This is a genomic window from Olivibacter ginsenosidimutans, from assembly GCF_039542865.1.
GTDB classification, from domain to species: domain Bacteria; phylum Bacteroidota; class Bacteroidia; order Sphingobacteriales; family Sphingobacteriaceae; genus Olivibacter; species Olivibacter ginsenosidimutans.
Genome location: NZ_BAABIQ010000006.1, coordinates 114,826 through 129,770, shown reverse-complemented (window position 1 = coordinate 129,770; position 14,945 = coordinate 114,826). Strand labels below are relative to the sequence as shown.

General features: G+C 41.6%; 16 protein-coding genes. 7 read left to right on the top strand and 9 right to left on the bottom strand.

What is annotated here, in order from left to right; all coding sequences use genetic code 11:
* Nucleotides 1-195 precede the first annotated feature (195 nt).
* From ABD930_RS06650 to ABD930_RS06610, 9 genes are all read right to left on the bottom strand, one after another.
* Nucleotides 196-1,569: a neutral/alkaline non-lysosomal ceramidase N-terminal domain-containing protein gene (locus ABD930_RS06650; RefSeq protein ID WP_345230946.1), complete on the bottom strand. Its 1,374-nt coding sequence runs from the start codon at nt 1,567-1,569 to the stop codon at nt 196-198.
* 3 nt (nt 1,570-1,572) lie between these two features.
* Nucleotides 1,573-2,928, bottom strand: coding sequence for a DegT/DnrJ/EryC1/StrS family aminotransferase (locus ABD930_RS06645; protein ID WP_345230945.1), 1,356 nt, complete (start codon nt 2,926-2,928; stop codon nt 1,573-1,575).
* A gap of 33 nt (nt 2,929-2,961) precedes the next feature.
* Complete coding sequence (locus ABD930_RS06640; protein ID WP_345230944.1) at nt 2,962-3,951, bottom strand: Gfo/Idh/MocA family protein; 990 nt, start codon at nt 3,949-3,951, stop codon at nt 2,962-2,964.
* A 232-nt stretch (nt 3,952-4,183) separates the two neighbouring features.
* Nucleotides 4,184-5,245, bottom strand: coding sequence for a LacI family DNA-binding transcriptional regulator (locus tag ABD930_RS06635; RefSeq protein ID WP_345230943.1), 1,062 nt, complete (start codon nt 5,243-5,245; stop codon nt 4,184-4,186).
* 158 nt (nt 5,246-5,403) lie between these two features.
* A complete protein-coding gene (locus ABD930_RS06630) occupies nt 5,404-6,555 on the bottom strand; it encodes a PepSY-associated TM helix domain-containing protein (protein WP_345230942.1) in 1,152 nt (383 codons plus the stop codon).
* A 3-nt stretch (nt 6,556-6,558) separates the two neighbouring features.
* The gene (locus ABD930_RS06625; protein ID WP_345230941.1) at nt 6,559-8,367 is read right to left on the bottom strand and encodes a TonB-dependent siderophore receptor; all 1,809 of its coding nucleotides are present in this window, start codon (nt 8,365-8,367) and stop codon (nt 6,559-6,561) included.
* Nucleotides 8,318-8,533 (bottom strand): hypothetical protein, encoded by a 216-nt coding sequence (locus tag ABD930_RS06620; RefSeq protein ID WP_345230940.1) that lies wholly within the window; start codon nt 8,531-8,533, stop codon nt 8,318-8,320. The genes ABD930_RS06625 and ABD930_RS06620 overlap by 50 nt, the downstream gene beginning before the upstream one ends.
* A gap of 259 nt (nt 8,534-8,792) precedes the next feature.
* Nucleotides 8,793-9,740 (bottom strand): FecR family protein, encoded by a 948-nt coding sequence (locus ABD930_RS06615; RefSeq protein ID WP_345230939.1) that lies wholly within the window; start codon nt 9,738-9,740, stop codon nt 8,793-8,795.
* An 87-nt stretch (nt 9,741-9,827) separates the two neighbouring features.
* On the bottom strand, nt 9,828-10,379 hold the full coding sequence (locus tag ABD930_RS06610; RefSeq protein WP_345230938.1) for an RNA polymerase sigma-70 factor: 552 nt from the start codon (nt 10,377-10,379) through the stop codon (nt 9,828-9,830).
* A 108-nt stretch (nt 10,380-10,487) separates the two neighbouring features.
* Between ABD930_RS06610 and ABD930_RS06605 the strand changes: the two genes are divergently transcribed.
* From ABD930_RS06605 to ABD930_RS06575, 7 genes are all read left to right on the top strand, one after another.
* Nucleotides 10,488-10,709, top strand: coding sequence for a hypothetical protein (locus ABD930_RS06605; protein ID WP_345230937.1), 222 nt, complete (start codon nt 10,488-10,490; stop codon nt 10,707-10,709).
* Nucleotides 10,710-10,975: 266 nt separating this feature from the next.
* The gene (locus ABD930_RS06600; RefSeq protein ID WP_345230936.1) at nt 10,976-11,734 is read left to right on the top strand and encodes an SDR family oxidoreductase; all 759 of its coding nucleotides are present in this window, start codon (nt 10,976-10,978) and stop codon (nt 11,732-11,734) included.
* 19 nt (nt 11,735-11,753) lie between these two features.
* Nucleotides 11,754-11,966, top strand: coding sequence for a hypothetical protein (locus ABD930_RS06595; protein ID WP_345230935.1), 213 nt, complete (start codon nt 11,754-11,756; stop codon nt 11,964-11,966).
* Nucleotides 11,967-12,430: 464 nt separating this feature from the next.
* On the top strand, nt 12,431-13,039 hold the full coding sequence (locus tag ABD930_RS06590; RefSeq protein WP_345230933.1) for a YdeI/OmpD-associated family protein: 609 nt from the start codon (nt 12,431-12,433) through the stop codon (nt 13,037-13,039).
* Nucleotides 13,020-13,523 (top strand): Crp/Fnr family transcriptional regulator, encoded by a 504-nt coding sequence (locus tag ABD930_RS06585; protein WP_345230931.1) that lies wholly within the window; start codon nt 13,020-13,022, stop codon nt 13,521-13,523. The genes ABD930_RS06590 and ABD930_RS06585 overlap by 20 nt, the downstream gene beginning before the upstream one ends.
* A gap of 51 nt (nt 13,524-13,574) precedes the next feature.
* A complete protein-coding gene (locus tag ABD930_RS06580; protein ID WP_345230930.1) occupies nt 13,575-14,315 on the top strand; it encodes an SDR family oxidoreductase in 741 nt (246 codons plus the stop codon).
* A 56-nt stretch (nt 14,316-14,371) separates the two neighbouring features.
* Complete coding sequence (locus ABD930_RS06575; protein ID WP_345230929.1) at nt 14,372-14,938, top strand: Crp/Fnr family transcriptional regulator; 567 nt, start codon at nt 14,372-14,374, stop codon at nt 14,936-14,938.
* The last annotated feature ends 7 nt before the right edge of the window (nt 14,939-14,945 follow it).

The window sequence follows — 14,945 nt, the reverse complement described above, 5'->3', positions numbered from 1 at the left end:
AATTTGAAGCGATTTAAGTTAACATCGCCAGTATTCATCTGCCAATGGATACCGGTTTAACTATTTAAATAGAAGGAGGGGGTCAACACATACCCCTCTTTTTATGACATGATTACTGCTTATTTTCCCATTCTTTGTACGTTTTATCGTTACCCGCTTTTATTCTATCGGTGCGTCTGCTTAACGGTATACCGATCATCTTTTTTCCAGTTGATGCTGCAATTGCACACAAGCATCTATTATTCGTTTTTCAATGCCCACTTGCCATTTAGCCGGTCGGCCATAAACCAGCTGCGAACTTTCCCCTTCATAACCTCCTTCCTTCAAAATCACTTCGGATGGGATATACGCCATCACATCATTGCTATATCCAAATACGACTGTTTCGCGACCAAAAATCTTTTTTAAATCCAAGGCATATTGCACTGTTAGTTCACCTCCCAAAGCAAAGATTAATTGCTGATCTAACACAATGCACTGAATCGGATATGGGTAATGTTGCTCTAGAACCTCACCGTTTTGCAAGCGTTGCAACATCCGCTTAGCCCACGTTTTTGCATAAAATGGTTGTGTAGCAGACGAGCTTATTTCTGCATAATAGCGTTGATCCTTAACCTCTAGTGGAAGTGCTATCTCTTCAAAAGCAAGGCTTACCTTTGGTTTAAGTGGCTGGCATAAACGATCATCCAATACCTGCTCCACAGCGGCCGCTAATTCCTTTCCATATTGTTGTGCTCTGCCTATCGATTTTCGGGGCAATGGATTTTGGTCCGCCCCCGCCCCCTGCAGAAACATCGCCTGGCATCCCGCATATTTCTTTTCCAACTCCAATTGTGCAAATCCCACATAATCGCCACTCCACTGGTAACCATCCAATACTGTTGCGTGGCAAGCATAACTAAAAAGCAAGGCCATCAAATTCCCCTTACGGTCGGTCACCCTTATTAGGGGTACACTGTAATCGCTCGGTCCATTTAGTGCAGGCAGGTCTACTAGATCCGCTTCCTTATTATTTCTGCGGTTTACCCCAAAGCGAACATATCCCTTTCCGATAGCCACCTGTGCCTCCTTCATATCACCTAATGCTCGGCTGATTAAATCCAGTAATTCCTGACACAGCCATGTCGAGTAATCCGCAATCTTCTGCTTTTCCTGCTCATCCAATACGTAAATATCCTGTAATGCACCCTGTAACACCGGTGCCGAATGTGTATGCGAACTATTCAATAAAATGGCCGCTCTCGGCAAGCCAAATCGCTTTTCGGCGGCCGTGCAAACTGCTATTTCCAAATCCCGCGGGATACCGAGTAAATCAGTGCTCACGCACACCCAACGTTTGCCGGAGGCATCCTGAAAAGCAGCCGCCTTCGCCCATAAATCGTGCATTGTACCCTCGGCAGGTTTATTCCGAGTAGCGTAACCGGCCATCCACATCGGTTGTTTAGGTGTAATAATACTCTTCGCCAAGCCTACTTTCCAGAAGTCTTGTTGCAGCGGCCGTGCCCGACCTATAACGGCACAGCAGCAGATGAGGCAGGCAAGCGTTATACATGATTGCAATCTTTTCATTACTCAAGCTTTTTTAATGGCCTCTGCATGGTCATAGATGCGCCGGATAGCGGCAGCTATGCCTTCCATATCTGTTTTCGTACCCAGCAACAAGTTTTGTGTAAACCACACCGCCTGTTCCTGACATAATTTTTCATTATTTGGACAACGATTCCGTTCCACAAAACCGTTAAAATCGAGCATTTCCTTTGGATAGGCCTGTACAAAACGGCGCTCGCTAAAGGCGCTAGCCAAGTAAGGTTTGTCGGTTAACGTGGCATAACCAGCACTGCACGGAACACCTTCTGCCTGAAGCGCTTTTAGAAAAAGATCGCGCGACAGTCCTTTAAACTCCTCTTTATCCAAGCGAAAAGGAAAGAGGTGGTAGGCACCACGGGTAACGCCCTCGTATAAACGATAGGGATGTACACCTTGGATATCCGCCAGCAAACGATGTAAATAGGCGGCATTTTCGTTTCGAAGCCTCGTCTCTTCCTCTAAACGATGAAGCATCGCTATACCGATGGCTGCTTGATACTCCGTAAAACGCACCTTTGTCCCTGCGATCACGCTTCCAGAAGTTACAGTGCCCACCGCACTGCCATAAGGTAAGCCCAAATTATGATAAGAATAACATCTATCCATAAAAGCGTCATTATTAGACGTGATTGCTCCCCCCTCACCTATTGCCATGTTCTTTGAATTTTGAAAGCTAAAGCAACCCGCATCTCCGAGCGATCCCACTAGCTTGCCCCTATATGCCGCCAGATGAGCCTGACAGGCATCTTCTACCACCAGCAAGTGATGTTTTTTTGCCAGTGCCAGCAGGCGATCCATATCCGCTGGCAAACCTGCGATATGCACCGGGATCATGGCTTTCGTTTGAGCGGTAATTTTTTCCTCCACCCGGCTTGGATCAATTAAGAATGTATCCAATTCCACATCTACAAAAACAGGCATTGCACCAACTGCCAAGACAGCCATAACCGTTGCAATGAAGGTGTAAGGCGGCACAATGACCTCATCGCCAGCACCCACACCCAAATTTGCCAGTGTAGTAATCAGCGCATTGGTACCATTTACCACCGTTAAACAACGTTTCGTACCGATGGTCTGCGCCCAATGTTTTTCAAAGGCATCCGTTTTATCCGCCCGCGACCATACGCCGCTGCGCAATACGTCTATGATTTTCGACTCGTCTGCAGCCGATACCCAGCGTGGCCAAGTTGGCCATTTTTTAACCTCCATCAAGGGTGCCCCTCCAAGTAAGGCCGGCTTTGCCGTAGCCTCTGCAAAACTGGTAGAAAAGGGCCATGCTAAGGCCGTTCCTGCACCAAGTAAAGTCGTGTTTTGAATAAATTTTCGTCTTGTATACCCCATAATCGTATTGATTTGAAAAACGTAAAAGGCAAATTACAGATGGGCCAATTGAATCACCTTTCCATTTGCCTGTTTACTCTGGTCAGCAGCCTCCATAAATGCGTAGATCTCCATGGTTTCCCGTTCATCTATCGGCGATTTGCCCGAAATAAAAAACTGTATAATCTGCACCAGCAGCGCATCATAACCATCATAAGGCCCTAAAGTAAGGTCTCCATTCTCGCCATACACTGTTCCGCCGTATGTGTGTTTTCCGGTACGTGTACCCCTAAAGGTACCGATACGCCCATCGTTCCATACCCCTACCACTACATCGGTACCATCCGTATGCACCCGAGATACCTGTTTGCAACCCGTTCCCATTAAGGCGATCAGCATTTCAATCCCATGGATGCCATACCAGAAAAAATCCGGATGATGTGGTTCCAAGGTTGCCGGACTATAGGTGTCGGCCCCTAGAACCTTACCAACCTTACCGTGAATCGCCTGTTGCACCGTATCCATATAGCGCAGTGAAGAAGCAGAAAATATCGGCACCCCCGCTTTATGAGCTGTCTCATAAATGGCCTGTACATCTTTTAAGGAAGCAGCAATCGGTTTATCAATAAAAACAGGCTTTTTAGCCTTGATTACCGGTAAAGCCTGTTCCAAATGCAAGGTCCCATCATTCGTTTCGAGCAGTACATAATCGACCGTTTCCAGCAGTGCCTCGATGGAGTCTACTATCTTTACCCCCAATTTCTTCACCTCATCGATGTATCCCGGAATTCGCGTTGCACTACTCTCAATGGTTTTACTACCATAAGGGTAAGCCGCAACGATACGGAAATTAGCAAACTCCGGCTTTGGTGATTCACCATTCAGGGCCTTCGTGAATGCGATACTGTGTGACGTATCCAAGCCGATAATACCAATACGTTTCGGTGAAGTTTGCGGGTTTACTGCAGCGAGCAGATCTCCCGAAAATGCTCCTGCCATGGTAAGTGCAACCGAAGCATTACTAATGAATTTTCTTCTATTCATACAGCATTTATTTAAGATTTTCATTAACGTGTACGTACCCGTTATTTAATATTAAAAAAAGTTTGGCTTTTAGACCATACTTTTCACACTTTTCAAGACCTCAGTAGAATTTTTCGATTTATAAGCGGTAACGTACACGCTAAGTAAAGCAATAAATTTTGCAGTTGCAAATTTTTTCTACAATTTTCTATCGCTTATGGTTAAAATTGGTTTAATAACCGGCTTTAAAGGCCTAATTCCGGTAAAACTCAACGTTTTCTTTAGTAATAATGTCAATAGGCATAAAACAATATTTAGGAATATTTGTTCCGATAACCGTATGTTGAAAAAGACTTGTTAAACCACGGTACCCCTGTTCTTCAGGTTTCTGCCCAATCAGGAAATCGATAACACCTTGTTTTAAATAGTGCACATTATCCTTAATCACGTCATAGCCTACTAAAATTTTATCGATGTGCTGTTTTTCAAAATATCGTGCAATCACCCTTACGCGTGAGTTGGTTACAAATACAGCTTCGATATTTGGGTGCTGCTGTAAACATTCATCCACCATCTTTTCAATTATCTCTTCGCGCGTATCGCGAATATCCAGCTTTATTAGTGCTGGTTGTTTGCTGGGTAAATCATTGAAGTATGCTCTGAATCCATCTTCTTTACGCAGCAAATGGTGATAGGTATCAATCTCCTTAGAAATATTAACAATTAATACCTTCCCTTTTTGTATGCCGAAATTAATTAAACTGGCTGCCTGCCGACCACTTTTGTACAAATCCGGACCAATATAAGACAAGCTATCTTCACCCGGAATGTCTGAATTCACAAAAACTAGTGGAATGTTATTTTCCTTACACCTACTGGCTAAGCGTACCCCTTCATCAAAAAACGATGGGGCCAATAATACGCCATCATAAGGAACGATGGACGTGCTATCCACCAGCTTTACAAAAGATTGTTTGTTATCTAAATCATAGAATCGTTTATCAACACTAATTCCATATTGCTTGATTTCTGCATACGAGCGGTCTATCCCTTTATTACAGGCTTCCCAATATTCGTTTTCGGCAGATTGCGGTATAATGACCAAAAAGCGATTGGTCTTTTTTGAAGCTAGGCGACTGGCCAAAATATTCGGTTGAAAACCGATTTCTTTTATAATTTCATTAATTTTGTCTTTTGTTTCCTGCGAAACCCCTTTTCGGTTATGGATCACCCGATCTACCGTGGCTATTGACACATTTGCTCTTCTGGCAATTTCTTTAACTCCAGACAAGGAACTACTTTTCTTTTTATCCATCGTTTAGCCCAAAATTTACACAAGTATAGCTAATTTCACTTGCCTTAAAAAATGGGATTGCGTTTACAAACAGCGGTTGCCCCATCCGGATCGATGGTAATTATTCCTATGGAGACAAAAAAGGAGCTTCCAACCTGATAGCCAAGGCTTTTTTTCTATTAGAAAAGCCTTTTCCGTTTACCCTTTCTCCGATTAAACCAGATAAAAAATCCGGTAATTGGTAATGATGTACAAACTAAAGAGGCCATAAAGGCCAGAAATTTACCGGGCATACCTCCTATTCGGCCAACATGAATATCAAAGTTATAACGTCCTATGAGATCACCAAAATTACTCGATTCATATTCTTTTTGCCAATAATGCGGCATGGGTATAGGTCGGAAAGAATAGCGATCGAAATGTCTGATAACAGCCAAACGAGCAGTTTCAGGATCCGGGTTATCGGTAACCGTAACCACATCATCTGGTTTCTGCGGCACAATAAAGCTAAGCGCATAAGATGCCTGATGCTTATGGCTACCCAACAAAAACCACACCGAATCAACCGCTTCCAAACCGGTTAAGCCCATCTCTCCAGGTACTATTGTACTATGGGGCATTGTCCGTTCCGGGAGTACCTGGCCCTTACTTGCAATTCGGTATACCGATTTATTTAGCCAACTCACACTAATAAATACTCCTGTAAAAGCAATTACCAGAGCAGGCAAAAAGGCATAAAACCCATACACGTTATGCAGATCATAATTCAACCTTTTCGTTTTAGCTTTCCAATTCACCCATAAACTGTTTTTCAGCATTTTTCCTTTCCACTTCTTTGGCCACCAAAGAATCATACCTCCCAATAGCAGCACCATAAAGATCAATGTAGCATAGGAAACAATATATTGTCCGATTTCCCCTGGAATCAACAAACGTACATGCAACTGCAGCATAACCATAAAAAAACTTATCTGCTGGCGTTTGATGTGCTTGATATTCCCCGTTGCAGGGTGAATAAAGGCTTGATATCGTTCGCCTTCCCTTGTTTCATACAATGCAACTGCCGTTCTGCCCGTACCAAGATAGTTAATAGCCATCATATTTATCGTGTCAACACTATCCAAAAGAGGGCGCAGTAAATACTGTGGTCGCAATGGCCTATAATGTTCTTCCTCAATCAGCCGATATGGCTCCATCCAATCTTCTATTTCTTTCTGAAAGGTCAGTACACAGCCTGTCAAACCAACGATAAATACCACCAACCCGGAAGACAGGCCAAGCCACCGATGAAGCCATAAATTCAATGCAAGCAGCCTTTTTTTAATCCGCATTTCCTACATGTTAAAGCCTATGCTCAGTACTGCCCGACGTGTCCATAATGGGTAATATCCACCATACATCCCATACGTATAGCTTTTCTCATTTGTAATATTACTGACATTCAAGCGGGTAAAGAAATTCTTAAAGGCATATCCCAGCGTAACATCCACCGTTCCATAGTTCGGAACGCGCTCGGTGGGCAGGTTATAGCTGGTAGCATAATTTTTACTTCTAAAGGAATAACCACCCCCAACATCGAATCCCTTTAACACAGTCTTATTAAAACTATAATTAAGCCACAGGTTAGCAATTACCTTTGGTGAACCTCCCAACTGATTGCCGGAAGGATAAGCCGGATCGTCTACTATTTTTGCGTCGATATAGGAAAATGCTGCATTGATAAACAAATCCGGGATGATACGGCCATTGATATCAAGCTCTAAACCCTTACTTTGATGGTTAGCTCCCGAATAAGAAGCCGTTCCGCTTTCCGGACTATAATTCGTATGTTCAAAGGTTGGAGGCGCCGTTAAACCGGTTACATAGCCACTAATGTTCTTTTTATCGATTTTAAATGTAGCTAGGGTTAATCCAAAGCGATCTTGCAGCAAACTTGTCTTAAAGCCTACTTCGTATTGGTGTGCATCTGATGGATCGAGCAACTCACCGGTTATTCTATTCTGTCCATTCATTTCAAACGAGTTGGTGTATGAAGAGAATACCGACAGCCAATCTACCGGTTTAACCAAGACACCGAAACGCGGATTAAAAATGGTTTGTTTATCCGGTTTATAAACATCCGGAACATCGCCTGTTGACCATGTTGAGGCTCGTTCGATATGGTTCATCCGCACCCCTAACAGCAACTGCAACCGATCATGTAGTAACGCAATCTGATCCTGCACATAAGCACCCAGGCGCTTTCGGTTAGAGGAAGGATCTCCAGGTGTACCCTGATTATCAATAATGAGTGTCGATTGGCCATAGATGGGGTTATATACATTAATCGGTTCATCTAATTTTCCCCATCCGGATAACGAACGATCGCGATCATCATACAGGTATTCCCCTCCTACCAGCACATGGTGGCGGGTAAGCCCCCAATTGATGGTACCCAAGAGGTCTACCGTTGTACCCCAGCCGGTGTACTTTCCCGTTTCAGCGGAATAATTGCGGTCTACATATCCGCTATCACTTAAACTGTTTAGATCAAAAGACATCCATCCATAACCACGGGTAGCTTTCGTATAATACGTTATGTTTCGAATTTTCCAATTATCCGATAATTGATATGATAAGGTAGAAAAAAGGTTTTCATCTGTACTCCGATATACATTTGCCGGTTCGCCCAAAAACGTATTAAAACGAAGTTTGGATAATCCTTCATAGGTGTTATCAGGTGATATAATACCGGGATCTGCTGTACGATTATCGTTATTATACACCCCTTCTATATTCCAGGACAACTTCGGCGTAATCTTCCACGTAATCGTCGGTGCAAATAGAAAGGTCTGGTTATTAATTTCGTCTCGGAAGCTGTTCGACTTCTCCAAAGATGAATTCAATCTAAACAGCACTGTTTTACCGGCATTTAAAGGGCCACTTACATCAATCGTTGGGCGCAGTAGACCATGCTCCCCTAGTTTCATTTCCAAGCGCTTATAGTCATAATACAGGGGCTTCTTGGTCACCAGATTCATGACAGATCCCGGAGCAATATCCCCGTATTGGATAGAGGCCGGACCTTTTAGCACATCTACCTGTTCAATATTATCACCATATAATGGGCCTGCCGTGTTGGATACCGCTACGCCATTCCGCATCACATTTAAACCAAAGCATACTTTCCAGAATCTCCTGTAATGGTGTTTGTTTAAAGGAAACCTGTAAGGTCTGGTCAGGCTTAATCAAACTCGGACTATAGAGCAGCCGATAGCCCGTTTCCTGTTCCAGCACTTGAAAAGCGTTGCCTAATGTCGTTTCGCCCAATTCGATAGATAGCCGCTGGTGTAAAACATCCGTTTGTGCAAAAGCAGTTTGGAAAGCGCACCATAAATAAACCGTCAGGCCGATACGAATAATTAATTTGTTTAATTTAAAAAAAAGAAAGTAATAACAAAAAGTTCATATTTTTGAAGCATTGTAATGGATTGAATAATGAAGTCTATTGCAAACCCGGTGTTCAGTTTGGCGACGATGCACCGGGAATTTTATTCGTAAATTAGGGCGGAAAGCGTGTATTCATTAGCTAATGATGAAGTAAAACATGTCGATTTTTTAATGTATATTGAATATTGGTAATGTAGCTGATATCTTTTAACAGTTTTTCCAAGGGTGGATTCTGGAAACTTCCATTCAGCTGCAAAGCAGCAAGGTTAGGATCGAAATCTATTTTAACATTGTACCAACGCTCCAATACAGGTACCGCTTCTGCTAAGGTTAAGTTCTCTAAATGGATCACATTATCTTTCCAATCAGCTGTGTGGGATCCGTTAACCACACGTTTCGCCCATACCTTACCCGTCCAAAAGGCTTCTTCATGCGCCTTTACCAGCATCGGATTTTTACCATCCCTACCCGAATAAGCCACCATGCCTTCCAAGAGCGTAATTTTCGGTGTTTGCTCAGCAGCATAATCGCGAAGGTTAAACCGTGTACCCAATACCCTCGTCAAAGAACGTTCTGTGCTAATTAGGAAAGGTCTTTTTTCATCTTTCGCCACCTCAAAAAACCCTTCACCCCGCAGAAAAACAAGTCGTTGTTTTCTTTCAAAACGAGTTGGATAACGAAATACACTTCCCGAGTTCAAGTGAACCAGTGTTCCGTCTGCCATACGTAGTTTCTTCTTTTTACCATAAGGCACTTCAACCAGTTCATAAGCCACTTGTTCTTGCTTAGGCCCAATTTTCTCTTTCAAAAGAGGGTAAACGAAAACTAAGGTAAGCACAACCGCTGCTACCCCAAATAAGGCAACCTTCTGCGAAATACGCCGCGAACGCGATGGCACCGGCTTATTTCTCGCTTGCACCAGTTGCATCCAAACCTCGTCCTTCAACTTCGTACGTTTTGTATTGCCGGACACAAAGGAATCGTTTGGCTCACCAGCCCGCATCCACGCTTCTACTTCATCACGTTCCTGCGCTGTACAATGCTGTTGCACGTATCTGCGTAATAGATCCGGGTCAATCTTATCCATCTTTCCTAATTTTACGCAAAACAGTTCCTTCAACAGCTGTTTACCCTTAGTCTAAAGGAAAAAAAAATTGATGATCCGGTAGAAAAGTTAGACTTCAGCTGCCCTTAGCTCCGTTCGCAAATGGCGTAAAGCTTTAGTCAGATGGGCCTCTACCGTCTTTATAGATAGGTTTAGTGCATTGGCAATTTCGGAGATAGAAAGGCCGTCACGTCTACTCATGAGGTACACCTTCCGGCATTTGGGTGGCAATGTATCTACTACTTCTGCTATATAACGATCAAGATCACGAGCGTATACACGCTCCTCCGTATTATTTGCCGTTTGGCTAAAAAAGGTTGTTACGTTATCTATACGCTGACGCTCGTATATCTGGTCACGATGAAATCGAACAATCTGCAATCGAGCTGCGCGATAAAGATAATGCCCAATGTTGACATTGATGATCAGTTGATTACGTCTTTCCCATAACGACAAAAAAAGATCTTGTACTATTTCCCTAGATACTTCTTCATCTTGTATATGGTAACAGCAAAATCCGAATAAATTTGGCCAATAGTGGTCGAAAAGTTCTTTAAAAAACTTTTCGTCAAGCCATTCCTCCGCATCTTTTTTCTGAAAAAAAAGCCTTTTCTTTGCCACCTCTATGATCAGTTGATTAATAAGTGCAAAGATATTATATTATATGGATTTATTCTAAATAATTTATTAACATCTTCATTCCTCCACTAAAGCTATCCTAGAATTATCATGTTATTCTACGCAGCCACTAGTATAGGCAACGCTAACCATATACTAAATACTTTCAAAGGAAAAACAAAATACGGACAGGGATTTTACGATTTTGAAGAAGGTAGATTGGAATTTTTGAAACCCCTGCAAATGGTTGTTGCACCCGAAAATACAAAAGGCTATGCAGGTTTTGTTTTGTATTTTCATCCCGATTTCATCCGAAATTATCCTTTGGGTTAAGTTATTAACCAATCAAAGTCCGGTGGCATTTCGGTCGGGATTTAACTAAGAAGTTTTTTCATAAAAGTGTATGTATGAAAAAACATAGTCTTAATGACCCTTAAGTTTTTAATCGTTTTTAAAAATATTGAACCATTAAGGATTGAAGAATAGTTAAAAAAATAGACTTAATAACAAATCTATTTTTGACTACAACAAAGATAGATTCGGCTACATCTGTTTTTTGGTATTTGTGCAACTTTGCATCAACAAAAAACGATTAAAAAATGAGTACAAAAGTAGCATTAGTAACAGGCGGAAGCCGTGGGTTGGGCAGAAATATGGCAATCGCCCTGGCAAAAAAAGGGATTTATATTGTTCTGACCTATAACAGCAATAAAACCGCTGCCGATGAGGTGGTATCTGAAATTCAATCGCTTGGACAAAAAGCCGTTGCTTTTCAGCTGGACACAAGCAATATAAAACAGTTTGATAATTTTCTAAAGGAAGTTACGGAACATTTGCAGGAAAAAAGAGGAAACCCCAGTTTCGATTTTCTCATTAACAATGCCGGAACGGCTCTGTATGCGCTTGCCACAGAAACAACGGAAGAAAAGGTGGACGAAATGTTCAATATCCATTACAAAGGCGTCTTCTTTCTGACGCAGAAAGCATTACCATTCCTGAATGACGGCGGAGGGATTATCAATATTTCATCCGGATTAACCAGATTTACTTTACCCGGTTCATCGGTTTATGCTTCCATGAAAACAGCGGTTGAAACGCTGACACGTTATTTGGCAAAGGAATTGGGTTCCCGTAAAATCCGTGTAAATGTGGTGGCTCCGGGAGCCATAGAAACCGATTTTGGCGGTGGCAGAACACGCGACAATAAAGAAATCAATGCGTTTATCGCTGGGAATACAGCATTGGGACGAACAGGTTTGCCAGATGACATTGGCGGTGTGGTCGCATTTCTATGCACGGAAGAAGCCTATTGGATAAACGGCCAGCGCATTGAAGTTTCTGGCGGGCAAGGTTTATAGAAATCATTAAATTTGTATCATGACAAATCGTAAACCTATCCATATTAAATCTGTCAGCGAATATCACCGGCTCTACAATCTACCCGCTCCGGAGCATCCGCTCATCAGCATTGTCAAATATGCTGACCTTGACCGTGTATTTGAAGAAAACACTCCGGTCGTTTTCGGCCATTACACGATTTCGCTGAAGCGTGGCGTGAGCAAAATGTTTTACGGACAGCAAATTATTTAAGACAAAGACAAACCTTTCGCCTTTGGAATTTAGAAATACATTCAATTAATGTATTTACAAGTGTGTAGCTATTTCTAACCCTTTGATCGTTCTTTTTTCTATTCAACTTATTCGGTCTGTATAAACCTCTCAAACCAGGCATCATGGTTGCCTTTTATGGCTACTAGATTCTTAATTTCATTAATTCTTCAAAATATTCATACACTTAAATATAACCGTCTTAATATCGCCAAGCTGGATCAGGCGATCTTTTTCATAATCGAAGCGGCTAACAAAAGCACAGCTGGAACATCGAATACATATTGCAGGCAAATGTGCTAAATGACAGGTTAGTCCTTTTTGTTATCTTTGTATTCGGTTGAAAGTGTTATGCTTTCAAATCTCTTATTACGCTTATACTGGACTTTGGCTGCAATCATTGCACTCCGAACAAAGTATAGTGTTAACTTGAAACCAGTTTTAAAATGACAAATAAAAATAAGGGCGAAAACAAAGCGGCAAAACCGAATTTGCCAATTCTGACATTCATCTCTACTGAAGATTTCACTTCATGGCTGGCAAAACATCATAAAGAGTCATCAGGCATTTGGATACGGCTTTTCAAAATAAAATCTGGAGTGACAACAATCACATATGCGGAGGCACTTGATGTAGCATTATGTTATGGTTGGATTGATGGACAAAAAAAAACTTATGATACAGCATCATGGCTTCAAAAATTCACGCCAAGAAGACATAAAAGCATATGGTCTAAAAGAAATCGGGAGCATGTTGAACGACTTGACAAATTAGGAATGATGCAAGCAGCAGGTATTGAAGAAGTAGAAACAGCAAAAGCAGATGGCAGATGGGAGCAAGCGTACGAATCGTCAAGCAACATGGTTGTACCTACGGACTTTCTAAATGAATTAGCTAAGGATAAAAAGGCAGAAGCGTTTTTCAAAACACTTAACAAAACAAATATCTATTCAATTGTGTGGCGACTGCAAACCGCCAAAAAACCTGAAACAAGAAATAAACGAATCCAAACAATACTTGAGATGTTAAAGAAAGGTGAAAAATTTCATCCGTAAATTAAAACGTTCTCAACAGTGCCTGAGTACTGCAACGAAAAGCACCGCCAAAGCTTCTACTGATAGCAAAGTCGAAATCGTGAACGAATTTTTAGAATTTGAAGAGATTTTGAAATTCTTTGAGACAAAACAGGTGTCGAAAAAAGAAAACTTATTGGAAGAAGGGCAAACTTGCAGATACCATTATTTTGTGTTGAATGGATTGCTACGCAAATTTTTCATTAACGAAAAAGGTATTGAACAAACTACGGAATTTGCTGTCGAAACCTGGTGGCTTACCGATAATATTGCTTATGAACATAAACTACCTACTGAATTTTACATTCAAGCTTTAGAAAAATCACAGATACTTTACATTTCGCAAGACAATCAGGAAAAATTGCTGAAAGCATTCCCCAAAATGGAACGCTATTTCCGGTTTGTTTATCAACGGGCTTATGCAGCAGCTCAAAATCCTCGAAAAGCGCTTTTTACCATTTGGTAAATGCTTTCATTTGTATGTAATGCAATTTTGCATTATAAATTTTAAATGAAAATGAAAACAGCATTTATCACTGGAGCCAACAAAGGCATTGGCTTTGAAACAGCAAAGCAATTATTAGAAAAAGGACTTTTTGTTTATATTGGAAGCAGAAGTTTAGAAAATGGATTACAAGCCGTTGAAAAACTAAGAGCGGAAAATCTGACCCATGTCGAAGCCATTCAAATTGACGTAAGCGATGATAACTCTGTAAAGGTAGCACGGGAAACCGTCGGTGCAAAAACGGATGTATTAGATGTATTAATTAACAATGCAGGCGTAAACGGAGGCAGTGCTCCTTACACCGTATTGGAAGCCACTTCCGAAGAATTTCTTTCAGCATTCAATACCAATGTATTGGGTACGGCAAGAGTTACAAAAGCATTTATTGATTTATTGCGTAAATCCACCGAACCAAGAATTGTCAACGTAAGCACCAGCGTAGGGTCGTTAACACTGCAAAGTAATCCGCATTGGCCGGCGTACGACTATGCAAAATATGGAGTGTATGCTTCATCCAAAGCAGCGCTGAATATGTACACCGTTCATCTGGCTTATGAACTACGGGATACACCATTTAAAGTAAATGCCGTTTGCCCAGGTTATACAAAGACCGATTTTACGTTCGGAAATGGTGGCGAGGTGGAAGTAGCAGCTAAACGTATTTCAAAATATGCGCTCATAGGACAGGATGGTCCTACCGGAAAATTTTTTAGTGAGGAAACTAATCCGGAAACGGGTGAAATTCCGTGGTAAGTATTAAATGAATAAACATAAAACGCTATTCTAATTCATTTGCTAATTTTGTTACAATGAAAGAACTGATTGCGTACATATTGCAGTTTGGGAATATTAACCAACAGCAAATTGACCTCATCACAAGTAAAGTGTCTCCAATGGAACTTCGCAAAGATGCGTATTTTTCAGAAGCCGGAAAAATTCCCCGACAAGTTGGTTTTGTTGTGGAGGGTGTGATTCGAGGCTGTTATTACAACAACAAAGGCGAAGAAATCACGCGGCACTTTATCACGGAAAATAACCTGGTGTGTGATTATGTCAATTTTGAAGCGAATACGACATCTACGGAATATATACAAGCCTGTACAGATTGCAGGCTTGTCGTGTTTTCCAGCCAGAGCTGGGAAGAACTTTCTCAAACTATTGTAGGGTGGGACAATATCAAGAACAAAATGGTGCAGATATGTATGTATCAGAAATCAAGAAAAAATCCCGTCATTTCGCAAGATGCCACCACACGCTACCTGGAATTTATAGAAAATTATCCCTTATTGATAAATCGTATTCCGTTGGCTTATATCGCTTCTTACCTAGGTGTTACACAACAATCACTAAGTAGGATACGGAAGAATATCAGGTAAAATCATT

Coding starts and splice junctions, on each gene's coding strand:
- ABD930_RS06605 (WP_345230937.1), top strand. CDS start 10,488: ATGTTATTCTACGCAGCCACTAGTATAGGCAACGCTAACCATATACTA.
- ABD930_RS06580 (WP_345230930.1), top strand. CDS start 13,575: ATGAAAACAGCATTTATCACTGGAGCCAACAAAGGCATTGGCTTTGAA.
- ABD930_RS06615 (WP_345230939.1), bottom strand. CDS start 9,740: ATGGATAAGATTGACCCGGATCTATTACGCAGATACGTGCAACAGCAT.
- ABD930_RS06650 (WP_345230946.1), bottom strand. CDS start 1,569: ATGAAAAGATTGCAATCATGTATAACGCTTGCCTGCCTCATCTGCTGC.
- ABD930_RS06590 (WP_345230933.1), top strand. CDS start 12,431: ATGACAAATAAAAATAAGGGCGAAAACAAAGCGGCAAAACCGAATTTG.
- ABD930_RS06595 (WP_345230935.1), top strand. CDS start 11,754: ATGACAAATCGTAAACCTATCCATATTAAATCTGTCAGCGAATATCAC.
- ABD930_RS06630 (WP_345230942.1), bottom strand. CDS start 6,555: ATGCGGATTAAAAAAAGGCTGCTTGCATTGAATTTATGGCTTCATCGG.
- ABD930_RS06575 (WP_345230929.1), top strand. CDS start 14,372: ATGAAAGAACTGATTGCGTACATATTGCAGTTTGGGAATATTAACCAA.
- ABD930_RS06635 (WP_345230943.1), bottom strand. CDS start 5,245: ATGGATAAAAAGAAAAGTAGTTCCTTGTCTGGAGTTAAAGAAATTGCC.
- ABD930_RS06600 (WP_345230936.1), top strand. CDS start 10,976: ATGAGTACAAAAGTAGCATTAGTAACAGGCGGAAGCCGTGGGTTGGGC.
- ABD930_RS06640 (WP_345230944.1), bottom strand. CDS start 3,951: ATGAATAGAAGAAAATTCATTAGTAATGCTTCGGTTGCACTTACCATG.
- ABD930_RS06645 (WP_345230945.1), bottom strand. CDS start 2,928: ATGGGGTATACAAGACGAAAATTTATTCAAAACACGACTTTACTTGGT.
- ABD930_RS06625 (WP_345230941.1), bottom strand. CDS start 8,367: ATGCGGAATGGCGTAGCGGTATCCAACACGGCAGGCCCATTATATGGT.